This window comes from Archangium violaceum Cb vi76, from assembly GCF_000733295.1.
In the GTDB taxonomy this organism is placed as follows: Bacteria; Myxococcota; Myxococcia; order Myxococcales; family Myxococcaceae; genus Archangium; species Archangium violaceum.
The window spans coordinates 86,799-97,512 of record NZ_JPMI01000026.1; the positions used below are offsets into that span (position 1 = coordinate 86,799).

General features: G+C 68.4%; 13 protein-coding genes. All 13 read left to right on the forward strand.

What is annotated here, in order from left to right; translation table 11 throughout:
- The first annotated feature begins 75 nt into the window (after positions 1-75).
- Entirely contained in the window at positions 76-687 is a 612-nt protein-coding gene (locus Q664_RS04935) for an aspartyl/asparaginyl beta-hydroxylase domain-containing protein (RefSeq protein WP_235216560.1), read from the forward strand.
- Positions 677-883 (forward strand): Nif11-like leader peptide family natural product precursor, encoded by a 207-nt coding sequence (locus tag Q664_RS04940; RefSeq protein ID WP_043390333.1) that lies wholly within the window; start codon positions 677-679, stop codon positions 881-883. The genes Q664_RS04935 and Q664_RS04940 overlap by 11 nt, the downstream gene beginning before the upstream one ends.
- On the forward strand, positions 880-1,881 hold the full coding sequence (locus Q664_RS04945) for an aspartyl beta-hydroxylase (RefSeq protein ID WP_052517682.1): 1,002 nt from the start codon (positions 880-882) through the stop codon (positions 1,879-1,881). Before Q664_RS04940 ends, Q664_RS04945 begins: the two co-directional genes overlap by 4 nt.
- A gap of 102 nt (positions 1,882-1,983) precedes the next feature.
- A complete protein-coding gene (locus Q664_RS04950) occupies positions 1,984-2,622 on the forward strand; it encodes a response regulator (protein WP_043390334.1) in 639 nt (212 codons plus the stop codon).
- Positions 2,619-3,848, forward strand: coding sequence for a sensor histidine kinase (locus tag Q664_RS04955; RefSeq protein WP_152621917.1), 1,230 nt, complete (start codon positions 2,619-2,621; stop codon positions 3,846-3,848). Before Q664_RS04950 ends, Q664_RS04955 begins: the two co-directional genes overlap by 4 nt.
- A gap of 33 nt (positions 3,849-3,881) precedes the next feature.
- Positions 3,882-4,256, forward strand: coding sequence for a hypothetical protein (locus tag Q664_RS04960; RefSeq protein ID WP_152621918.1), 375 nt, complete (start codon positions 3,882-3,884; stop codon positions 4,254-4,256).
- Position 4,257: 1 nt separating this feature from the next.
- Complete coding sequence (locus Q664_RS04965) at positions 4,258-5,151, forward strand: hypothetical protein (RefSeq protein WP_043390342.1); 894 nt, start codon at positions 4,258-4,260, stop codon at positions 5,149-5,151.
- A 37-nt stretch (positions 5,152-5,188) separates the two neighbouring features.
- Positions 5,189-6,109: a hypothetical protein gene (locus Q664_RS04970; RefSeq protein WP_043390344.1), complete on the forward strand. Its 921-nt coding sequence runs from the start codon at positions 5,189-5,191 to the stop codon at positions 6,107-6,109.
- A gap of 385 nt (positions 6,110-6,494) precedes the next feature.
- Positions 6,495-6,959 carry a (2Fe-2S)-binding protein gene (locus tag Q664_RS04975; protein ID WP_043390346.1) on the forward strand — a complete coding sequence of 155 codons (465 nt, stop codon included), beginning with the start codon at positions 6,495-6,497 and terminating at the stop codon, positions 6,957-6,959.
- Between the two features lie 2 nt (positions 6,960-6,961).
- On the forward strand, positions 6,962-9,187 hold the full coding sequence (locus Q664_RS04980; protein ID WP_043390347.1) for a xanthine dehydrogenase family protein molybdopterin-binding subunit: 2,226 nt from the start codon (positions 6,962-6,964) through the stop codon (positions 9,185-9,187).
- Positions 9,188-9,189: 2 nt separating this feature from the next.
- Positions 9,190-9,594, forward strand: a complete 405-nt coding sequence (locus tag Q664_RS04985) for a c-type cytochrome (RefSeq protein ID WP_043390350.1) — start codon at positions 9,190-9,192, stop codon at positions 9,592-9,594.
- A 182-nt stretch (positions 9,595-9,776) separates the two neighbouring features.
- Positions 9,777-9,917 carry a hypothetical protein gene (locus Q664_RS58840; protein ID WP_160174336.1) on the forward strand — a complete coding sequence of 47 codons (141 nt, stop codon included), beginning with the start codon at positions 9,777-9,779 and terminating at the stop codon, positions 9,915-9,917.
- 108 nt (positions 9,918-10,025) lie between these two features.
- On the forward strand, positions 10,026-10,714 hold a 689-nt coding region (locus Q664_RS04990), incomplete at its 3' end, for an AHH domain-containing protein (RefSeq protein WP_043390353.1).

Genomic DNA, 10,714 nt, shown 5'->3' on the forward strand with positions numbered 1-10,714 from the left:
GGGGCCATCTTATTGGCCTTCCGCCAATAGCGACACCGCAATGTTTCCGGAAGCCTCCGGGAGGTGGCAGGAGGCATGATGGGGACAATGGACTCGAGGGACGCCGTGCCGGACAGCCTGCGGTTGCCGCTGCGCTTCGATGCGCGGCGCCTGAGGGAGGACTTGGGGCGCCTGGCCCCGGAGGAATGGGTCGCCCACTTCAACACGAGCACCTACGAGGGCGAGTGGAGTGGCGTGGCGTTGCGTTCGGTGGGAGGTGTCGCCGGACGGTTGTACCCGGACCCCGCCGCGAGCGAGCCCTACGCGGATACGCCCGTGCTGGAGCGCTGCCCCGGAGTCCGCGAAGTGCTGTCCGCCTTCGCCTGCCGGATCGAATCGGTCCGGTTCCTCAAGCTGGCCGCCGGGGCCCGCATCCGCGAGCACCGCGACTACCGGCTCGGCTACGAGGACGGAGAAGTCCGGCTCCACATCCCCGTGGTGACCCATGCGGGTGTGGGCTTCTTCCTGTCCGGCCAGCGCGTCCTCATGGGCGAGGGCGAGTGCTGGTACCTGAACGTCAACCAGCCGCACCGGGTGGACAACACCGGGGAGGTGGACCGCATCCACCTGGTGCTGGACTGCGTGCTCGATGACTGGCTGCGGGCGCTCTTCGCGCGCGCGGTGCGGGAGGCCGCCGATGCCGCGTGAGGCGTTCGAGCGCTTTCGTGCCCTCGTCCTGCGAGAGCCGGAGTTGCAGGCACGGCTCCGGGACGTACAGGACCCGGCGGCCTTCCTGGAGCTCGTCGTGAGGTTGGGCGGGGAGCGGGGCTGTCACTTCACCTCCGAGGAGGTGCGGGCCGTCTGGCAGGAGGCGCGCCGCACCTGGTTCGAGCGATGGCCATGACGATGGACGCGACGCTGCTGGCCGAGTGGTTTCCCGTCCGCGTCCACGCGCGCGAGGGCGGGTTCGACGTGGAGTGGTGCCACCTGGGCGGCCAGCGCTTCACCGAGCCCTTCTTCGACGACACGATTCAACGGCGGCTCCGCTACCCCTTCAACTGGTTGTTCCGCCACCAGACGTCACTCGACGAGCTGGCGGAGCTGGAGGCCCTGAGCCCCGGGCTGCCTCCCACGGGCCTCATCTTCCACATGTCGCGCTGTGGCTCGACCCTGCTGGCGCAGACGCTGGCGGCCTTGCCTCGCAACATCGTGCTCTCCGAGCCGGCCCCCGTGGACACGGTGCTGCGCGCCCGCTGGGGGGAAGAGACTCCCACGGAGGAACAGCGCATCGCGTGGTTGCGCGGAATGGTGAGCGTGCTCGGGCGCAAGCGCCATGCGACCGAGCGGCACCTGTTCATCAAGTTCGACGCGTGGGCCCTGCTGCAATGGCCGCTGATTCAGCGCGCCTTCCCGGGTGTGCCGTGGCTCTTCCTCTACCGGGACCCCGTGGAGGTGATGGCCTCGCATCTGCGCCACAGCGGTGCCCATCTGGTGCCCGGCGTGCTCGAGCCCGCCCTGCTGGGGTGGAGCCCGGAGCAGCTCCCCGGCATGCCCCGCGAGGAGTATGGGGCCCGCGTCCTGGCCTCCCTCTGTGAGGCCGCCCTCGGCGCCTGGGAGTCCCGCCGTGGACCCGCGCGGCTCGTGGAGTACCGCGAGCTTCCCGCGGTGATTCCCTCCCTGTACTCGGAGCTCTTCGGCCTGGAGCTTTCGGGGGAGGAGCTCGCGGTGATGCGCGAGGCCATGGGGAAGGATGCCAAGAACCCCGCCCTCCCCTTCGAGGACGATTCCGCGATGAAGCAGCGGGCGTTGACCGGTCCGGCCCGCGAGGCCGTGGAGCGGTGGGTGCGTCCCCTGTACGCCCGGCTGGAGACGGCTCGGCGCGACATGCGCCGGATGGGTTGAGCCCCCTCCAGCGAGGTACGACGCAGCGCGTTACTCCCAGGCGAGCAGCGGGGTTTGTCTCGGATTGTCATGATCCGAGGCGCTCGCAGTAAACTTGCCTACATGCTCAACGTCGTCGTCGTGGAAGACGACCCCAACCTGCTCGCAGCGGTCCGGCAGGCGCTTGAGGCACCCGAGTCCGGAATGCGCATCGCCGGAGCCTTCTCTCGCGGAGGCGAGGCGATCTCCTGGCTTCAGCGCCAGAAGCCGGTGGACTGCGCGCTGGTGGATCTCGGCCTCCCGGATCGCTCCGGCGTGGAGGTGCTGACGGAGCTGAGGACGACGCACCCCACCGCCGTCGGCCTCGTCTTCACCATCTTCGACGACGACGCGCACCTGTTCCCCGCGCTGCAGGCCGGAGCACAGGGATACCTGCTGAAGGACTCCACCTCGGAGGTCCTCCTCCGCTCCATCCGCGAGGCCGTCGCGGGTGGCGCGCCGATGACGCCGACGGTGGCCCGGAGGGTGGTCCGGCGCTTCTGGGCTCCGCAAGTGGTCCAGCAGGAGCCGCTCACCGCGCGCGAGCGCGAGTTGCTCGTGCTGCTCTGCCACGGCGCCAGCTATGACGCGGCGGCGGCCCGGATGGCGGTGAGCCTGAGCACGATCCAGGCGCATGTCCGCAGCGTGTACCGCAAGCTCGCGGTGAGCTCCAAGGCCGAGGCGGTGAGCGCGGCCGTCCGGTTGGGCCTCTTCGTCCCATGAAGCTGAGTCTCCTCGTCGGCAGTCCCCCCTCCAGCGGCCCGTTGGTGGAGTCACACCGCGGGATGCGCGCGCCCCGTGCGGTGGCGGTGCTGATGGCGGGGGCGCTGGCGGTGGCACTGGTGCCGCTCATCCCCGGCGTCTCCGCGCGGCTCGAGGTCACGCTCCGCGACACCGCGCTGGCCATGGGGGTGTTCACGCTCGTCTCGCTCACCGCGGCGGTGGTGTTCTGGCGCCGGGGGGCCACGCCGGCCTACTGGTGGCTGTGTGCACTCGAGACGTTGACCACCGCGCTCACGATGCTGTCCCTGGTGTGGGCGTCGGGGAATCCGCTCAGCCCGTTCTGGCTGCTCTTCGCCTGCTTGAGCGTGATCGTCGCCATGGATGCCAACGGACGCATCATCGAGGGCCTGGCCTTCGTGGTCGCGCCCCAGGTGCTCGCGCTGCTATTCCTCCTCCAGGGGGAGCCCGCGAAGGCGGCGCTCTCCGCGGTCATCGGCGGCGTGGTGGTGGTGGTGGGCACCGTGCTCCGGGGGCTGTTCGTCGGCCTCACCGAGGCGCGCAACGAGCGGGACCGCCTCCGCGCCGAGCTGGCCGAGCTGCGCCTCCGAGAGGAGCGTCACCGCATCTCGCGCGACCTTCACGACGGGCTCGGGACCGAGCTGGCCAGCCTCACCTGGACGGCGCGCATGCTCCACCAGCGGCTCGAGGGATCCCCCGTGCAGAGCGACGTGGGGCAGCTGCTCGAGCGGCTCCGCTCCGGCATGGACGAGCTGCGCACCGTGGTCTGGGCGTTGCGTGCGCCAGCGCGCCCCTGGGAGGACGTGGTGGCGCGGCTCGCCCAGCGGTGCCGTGAGCTCGGCGGCGACCGCGACGTGGTGGTGGAGGCGTTCGCCGCCGACCCGCGCGTGGAGTTCGATGGGCAGGTGGCGCTCGAGCTGGTGCGCGCCGTTCAGGAGCTGGTGCACAACGCCGCCCGCCACGCGCAGCCCCGGCACATCCGCGTCACGCTCCGCTGCGAGCCGGACGGCATCCGTTTCCTGGTCGAGGACGACGGCCGGGGACTCGCCGACGGCGCGCTCGAGCGGAGCGAGGGCGGCCTCAAGAACTTCCGGACGCGGGTGGAGAGCGTGGGCGGCACCGCGCAGGTGGAGTCGTCCTCCCAGGGGACGCGGGTGTCGGCGTGGCTACCCACACCTACCTTTCGGCCTAACATGCCCATGCAATAGCGGCATGAATCCATGCGGCGGTACATCTGTCGCATGCTTGAAACTTCGCTCAAACGCCTCGTGGTGGGTGCCGTCCTCGCGCTGTCCGTCGTCAGCACCGGCTGCGGTGCGGTCATGTCGTACATCCAGGGCGGTCCCCTCATCCGCGATCCGAACGGGCCGACCGGGAAGATCGTGATCGACAACAAGAGCGGCTACACGCTCGGCGCGGTGCTGCTGTCCGACTGTGACAGCTCCACCTACGGCCTGAACCGGCTCCCCGCGCGCACCGGCATCGAGGACGGGAAGACGTACGAGTTCACCGTCTCGCCCGGGTGCTGGAGCATCGCCATCGGCAGCGGCTCCGCGGAAGTCCGCGGAAAGCTCCACGTCGCCGCGAACCTGGCCTCCGTCTACACGGTGAACTGACGTGGCGGCCGCGCGTGTGGACTCGAAGCGTGCACTGGCGCTGCTCATCGCCGTGGGCGTTCTCTCCTCGGGCTGCGTCAGCGTCGGTTACGGCGCCGGAGTGGCGGCGGCGCGGGTGGACACCTCGCCGGATACCTCGCCGCTCGAGTACAAACGCCAGGTCGACTACTCCCGCATGTACCACCAGTTCCGATTGGTGGACACGAGCGGCATCCTGCTCGCGGCGCTGGTGAACATCGGACGCCAGTCGGCGGCGCGCGACGCGGCGATCGACCAGGCCGTCGCGGCGGGCGCGAAGAGCGGCGACGTCGTCGAGTACTCCTACAAGCCCTACGACATCCTCCCGGGCCCGCGGATCACCGCGGATCTGCGGCTGGGCCTCGGACCGGCGAGCACGACGTTCACCGGCGCGGGGGGCAGCCGGTTCGAGCGCGGGGACTACCTCGCCTTCGACATTGGGGGAGAGCCGCTCGTGTGGGACCCGGAGGGGCTGCCGGTGATGGCGTCCGTCGGCGCCTCGATGCTGCTGGAGAGCTGGTCCCTCGATGAGCAGGCGGGGATCGGCTTCGAGCACGACTACCTCGGGCTGGACGTCTTCGCGAACGGGAAGATCGGCGTGCGGCTGCCGGGCAACGTCGGCCTGACCGGGAAGCTGCACGTCGGACTGGTATCACCGCTACTGGGGGCGATTCTGGGCTCCCCACGGCTGTCCTGGTACGGCGGCCTCGAGGCGGCGTGGACGACGCCCTGGAAGCCGCTCACCGTGGTGGGTGACTTCGTCTACGGCTCCCCGCTCTGGCTGGATCTCCCCTTCCGCGGCGGCTTCTCCACGCGCTTCGGCGTCAACGCCGTCGTCAGCATCGAGTCGCTGATGCCCGCGCCTGGCAATCCCTGACCCCCTTCACAGCACCGTCTCTTCCGAGGAGCTCGTCATGCCTCCGTCGTCCCGTCGTGTCCTCCCGCTGGCCGTCGTCCTCTGCGTCGCGCTGAGCGGCTGCAGCCACATCGTCTACAGCCGCGGCGCCATGTCGGCGGAGGCCGCCAACATCGATGCCGACGAGAACCCCGAGGGCCAGCCCTTCGACTTCTCGCAGCGAAGCGTCAAGGCGGACACGCAGGAAATCGCGTTGCTCGACTCGAGCGGACTGGTGTGCGCCTCGCTGATGACCGCGGGCGACGCGATGGCCTCCGCCGAGGGGCGGCGCAAGCAGGCGGAGCGCAACCGCGAGTTCGGCTTCCTCACCTACAAGTATCGCGTGGCGGCGCCCGGGGAGTTCGGCGGCTACCCGTGCGGCGTCTTCGTGAAGTGGAGCACGGTGAACGAGTACCGCGGCTTCCAGCCGGGCGCGGAGGGACAGGTCCCGAGCTTCGGTGAGGCGGGCCTGATGCTCTCCGGCTGGGACGAGTTCCTGCTGCCGGGGCTGTACTTCGGCGGTGGCACCCGGCCCGCGGTCGGCTTCTACTCGGAGGCGTCCGTCCCCGGCTCCGACGACATCTACCTCCGGCTGCCGATCAACCTCGGCTTCATGATCGCGCCGCATTGGGCGGGAGGGCTGGCGCTCCGGGCCACCGCGGGCTTCGACATCGTGGGCCTGGCCCTGATGGCGAAGTCGCAGCCGTTCCGGAACGGCTTCTGGGTGCCGCTCGACTACGGCGCGTACCTCAGTTGGACCCTGCCCGTCTTCAGCTACGGCTCGTTGACCGCGATGGCCGGGTGGGGCAAGGAGGTCCAGGTCAACAACAGCGATCTGATGTTCACGCAGGGCCAGTGGCTGGGGCAGCTCAGCCTCGTCATCGACTACGGCGCGATCTTCAGCGGCCAAAGCGCCAGCACTGGCGAGAAGAAGATGTGAGCGTTTCACCCGTCCCCATAGGTCGCCATCTTCCCCCCGCGTCGTCGATGAGCCCGAGCATCTCGGCGAGGCGGTAGGCCGGCTTCTGGAGGCCGAGCTTCCGTGCCCCGAGCCGGTGGCGCAGCGTCGAGCCCCAGAACGTGGTGAGGAGGTGGGGGACGGAGTAGCATGCCAACCGACAAGAGGATGGCGTGTGCACGCCGAAGTCGGCGTCCAACCGAGCGAGCACATGGATTCGTACCGGGTGTAGGGCCTTTCCCCAGCCCCCAGTCATAGGGGGCTGGCCGTGTCAAAGGCCGTTGGCCCGCGCCTCGTTCCCCGATATTCCTGCGTTGGGGATTCCACACTCCGGACGAAGCTCCCCTCGGGTCCGGAGGGAGGTCGCATGGCGCAGAATCTGAAGGTGAACGGCAAGGATGTGACGGTCGAGGCGGAGCCCGGAACGCCGCTGCTGTGGGTGCTCCGCGAGAAGCTCGGGCTGCTCGGCACGAAGTTCGGCTGTGGCCAGGGCATGTGCGGAGCCTGCACGGTGCACATCGATGGTGCCGCGGTGCGCAGCTGTCTGATGCCCGTGGCGGCGGTGAGCGGCGAGGTCACGACGATCGAGGGCCTGAGCTCCGACAACAGCCACCCCGTGCAGCGCGCCTGGATCGAGGCGGATGCGCCCCAGTGCGGCTACTGCCAGTCCGGGCAGATCATGGCCTGCGCCGCGATGCTCAAGGCCAGGCCCCAGCCCACGGACGCCGACATCTCGGCGGCCATGACGAACCTGTGCCGCTGCGGCACCTACGGCCGCATCCGCAAGGCCGTGAAGCTCGCCATCGATCTCAACTCCGAGGAGAAGGCCTGACCATGAAGACCGACCAGGAGACGAACAACCCGGTGGGGCTCTCCCGCCGCTTCTTCGTGCAGTCGGGCGCCGCGACGGTCGCGGGCCTGGTGCTCGGCTTCCACCTTCCCGCCAACCCGATGCGCCGCGCCGAGGCGTTCGCCGCCACGGGCCCCACCGAGGGCAAGGCGCCCCAGGCGGCGAAGCTCAACACGTGGCTGCGCATCGCCCCCGACGGGCTCATCACCATCTACGTGGCCAAGAGCGAGATGGGCCAGGGCATCTTCACGGCCATGCCCATGCTCATCGCCGAGGAGCTCGAGGCCGACTGGAGCAGGATTCAGGTCGAGCCCGCCCCCTCGGACGCCGAGTTCAACTACACCGGTGCGCCCTTCGAGATCACCGGTGGCAGCACGAGCGTGCGCTCCACCTGGGAGATCCTCCAGCGCATCGGCGCCACCGCCCGCCACATGCTGATCGCCGCCGCCGCGAAGCAGTGGGGCGTGCCCGCGGAGAGCTGCCGCGCCGAGCGGGGTCAGATCGTCCACGCGGCGAGTGGCCGCAAGGCGGGTTTCGGTGAGCTCACCGCCGCCGCCGCCGCGCTGCCCGCCGACGCCATCCCGAAGGAGCCGAAGCTCAAGGCCCCCTCCGAGTACAAGCTCGTGGGCAAGCCGATGAAGCGGCTCGACACGCCCGCGAAGGTGTCGGGCAAGCCCCTCTTCGGCATCGACGTCGTCGTGCCGGAGATGCGCTACGCGGCCGTGCGCCACTCGCCTGTCTTCGGCGGGGAGTGCTCGAACTTCGAGGCGCTGGCCAAGGGCATGCCCGCGGGCACGTCGCTGGTGAAGGTGACCGGGGGCATCGTCGTCGTCGCGGACAGCTGGTTCACCGCGAAGACGGCCGCCGCGGGCCTCGACGCGAAGTGGACGAAGGGCGCCACGACCGGGCTGTCCTCGAAGGACATCGAGAAGAAGCTGCGCACCGCGGCCGGCGGCAAGAAGCTCCCGGTGGCGGCGTCGAAGGGCGAGCCCGACAAGGTGCTGCGCACGGCGAAGGTGAAGGTCGAGGCCGAGTACTCGACGCCCTTCCTGGCCCACACGCCGATGGAGCCCCTCAACTGCACGGCGCACGTCCGGCCAGACGGAATCGAGCTCTGGGTGGGCACGCAGTCGCACACCCTCACCAAGATGCTCGTCTCGATGGCGACGAAGGTGCCCCAGGAGCAGGTCATCGTCCACACCACCTACCTCGGCGGTGGCTTCGGCCGGCGGGCGGAGAACGACGTGATGCTCCAGGCCATCGAGGCCTCGAAGGCCGTGGGCAAGCCCGTCAAGCTCATCTGGTCGCGCGAGGAGGACGTGCAGCACGACTTCTACCGGCCGGCCAGCCTCGTGAAGATGCGGGCCGGGCTCGGTGCGGATGGCCTCCCCGTGGCCTTCACGGCGAGCATCGCCAGCCCCTCCATCATGCAGCGCTGGACGATGTTCGGTGGCCTCCCCAAGAGTGGCATCGACATGACGACGATCGAGGGCCTGGCGGACATGAAGTACGAGTGCCCGAACCAGCACATCGCGGCGGCCGTCGTCGACACGGGCGTGCCGGTGGGCTTCTGGCGCTCGGTGGGTTCCTCCCACAACGCCTTCTACGTGGAGAGTTTCATCGACGAGCTGGCGCACGCGGCGAAGCAGGACCCGTACAAGTACCGCCGGGCCCTGCTCGAGAAGTCGCACCCGCGCTTCGTGAAGGTGCTCGACACCGTGGCGCGGATGGCGAAATGGGAGACTCCGCCGGCGGAGGGGCGGCACCGTGGCATCGCCATCGCCGAGAGCTTCGGGAGCATCGTCGCCGAGGTGGCGGAGGTGTCGGTCTCCGCGGATGGCCAGCCCACCGTGCACAAGGTCTGGGTCGCGGTGGATTGTGGCCGGTACGTCAACCCCGACACGGTCATCGCCCAGATGGAGAGCGGTGTCGTCTACGGCCTGTCCGCCGCGCTGCGCGGGCAGATCACCCTGCGCAACGGGCGTGTCGAGCAGAGCAACTTCCACGACTACACGATGCTGGCTCCCCACGAGATGCCGGAGGTCGCCGTGGAGATCGTCGAGAGCGGCGAGGCTCCCGGCGGCGTCGGAGAGCCCGGCACGCCGCCCATCGCGCCGGCCGTGACGAACGCCCTCTTCGCCGCCACGGGCAAGCGCATCCGCACCCTGCCCATCAGCAGCCACAAGCTCACTGGAGGAAAGAAGTCGTGAGGATGTCCATGAAGTGGATGGGGTTGATGCTGTCCGTCGCGGTGGTGGGTCCCGCCGTCGCGGCCGATGCGCCCAAGGCGACGCCGGAACTGCTCGAGAAGGGCAAGACCGCGTACACCTCGTATTGCCAGTCGTGTCACGGGGAGAAGGGCGAGGGCAACGGTCCGGCCGGCATGTATCTGGTGCCCAAGCCGCGCAACTTCGTGGCCGAGGCCTTCAAGAAGGGCAACAAGCCGGAGGAGATCTTCAAGACGATCACCACCGGCATTCCGGGAAGCACGATGGTGCCCTTCACGCACCTCGCCGAGCAGGATCGCTGGGCGCTCACGCACTACGTCCTCGAGTTGCAGAAGCAGGGCAAGGCGGCGGACGCGAAGGGCAAGAAGAAGGGCGCGGCGAAGAAGTAGACGGGAGACCCGCCAGGTTTCCGGGTGGGCGAAGCAAACACTCCTGCCCGTCATGCCCCGCCTCCGGGCTCACCGGAGGCGGGCCTCGACATCCCGCGGGTCCGCGGCCCGTCCACGCCGGGCCTTCAGACAGGCTGAAGCCGCAAGACTTTCAGTTCGGCATCGCCAAGACAGGCATTTACGTGACCGACGTCGTCCGGTGGGAAAAGACGCTCGCCGACCGTACAAACCCAACGGGGGCGCGCGAGCTGGCACAGGCCGCGGACGAGAAGGCGCTGGCCCGGTTGCTGCGGAAGACCCGGGCCGTGGCACGCGCGGGGTGAGTGGCCCCCTGCTGTCTCCCTGGCACAGGGCTCTGCCGCGGTGGTTGTGGTGCTAGTCTCAATTCACAGGCAAGGGGTGCTTCAATGTCTGGACAATCCAAGAAGAACATGTCCCTTGAGGAGAAGTTCATCGCGCGTGTCTACCGGCTGCGGCTCAAGAACCCAGCGACGCATACGCCATCCAAGAATGAAGCGAAGGCGGATCAAAATCCTGATCATATCGATGGTCAGAGTCGGGTCCGTGGCAATCTCGCTCCGGGGCGGCACTCCTATGTCTTCCACGAGGGCAAGCTCAAGCAAGCCTACGTCCAATCGTACTACGCCTGGAACGCATGGAACTACATTGGCTCGAAGAGCGATGCGGTTCGTAACATCTATGATCAGACGCAGTATGCGCAGTACAGGTTCTTTGCACCCGACTACCGCTCCAACTTCTTCCAACTCTTCCCTACGCCATCTCTAGGGAGCTACGACTCGGCCAACGCCGAATATCAGGCGGAGAAAGAGCCCGTGTTGCGCCGGTACTATCGACGCAAGACGGCTGTTCTCTTCTTGAGCTCGAGGAAAGGGAAGCGAGTGGATTTCATCGGTACCAGCCTTCCCTATTCATGGGAGGCCCACCATCTGCTCCCGGCGAACGTATTTTACAAAGAACTGACGATCGAGCAGATCAAGATCATCCTCCGCACCAACTACGACATCAACGACGGACGCAATATCATCTTCCTCCCGGAGAATCCGATTGACACACCCATCCACAAGCTCCCCTACCATAGCAGTGGGCATAACAAGTATGG

What these genes read in the sequence shown, in the direction of transcription:
- Q664_RS04975 (WP_043390346.1), top strand. Translation starts at nt 6,495, where the DNA reads ATGGCGCAGAATCTGAAGGTGAACGGCAAGGATGTGACGGTCGAGGCG.
- Q664_RS04980 (WP_043390347.1), top strand. Translation starts at nt 6,962, where the DNA reads ATGAAGACCGACCAGGAGACGAACAACCCGGTGGGGCTCTCCCGCCGC.
- Q664_RS04960 (WP_152621918.1), top strand. Translation starts at nt 3,882, where the DNA reads ATGCTTGAAACTTCGCTCAAACGCCTCGTGGTGGGTGCCGTCCTCGCG.
- Q664_RS04950 (WP_043390334.1), top strand. Translation starts at nt 1,984, where the DNA reads ATGCTCAACGTCGTCGTCGTGGAAGACGACCCCAACCTGCTCGCAGCG.
- Q664_RS04940 (WP_043390333.1), top strand. Translation starts at nt 677, where the DNA reads ATGCCGCGTGAGGCGTTCGAGCGCTTTCGTGCCCTCGTCCTGCGAGAG.
- Q664_RS04955 (WP_152621917.1), top strand. Translation starts at nt 2,619, where the DNA reads ATGAAGCTGAGTCTCCTCGTCGGCAGTCCCCCCTCCAGCGGCCCGTTG.
- Q664_RS04945 (WP_052517682.1), top strand. Translation starts at nt 880, where the DNA reads ATGACGATGGACGCGACGCTGCTGGCCGAGTGGTTTCCCGTCCGCGTC.
- Q664_RS04985 (WP_043390350.1), top strand. Translation starts at nt 9,190, where the DNA reads ATGTCCATGAAGTGGATGGGGTTGATGCTGTCCGTCGCGGTGGTGGGT.
- Q664_RS04935 (WP_235216560.1), top strand. Translation starts at nt 76, where the DNA reads ATGATGGGGACAATGGACTCGAGGGACGCCGTGCCGGACAGCCTGCGG.
- Q664_RS04970 (WP_043390344.1), top strand. Translation starts at nt 5,189, where the DNA reads ATGCCTCCGTCGTCCCGTCGTGTCCTCCCGCTGGCCGTCGTCCTCTGC.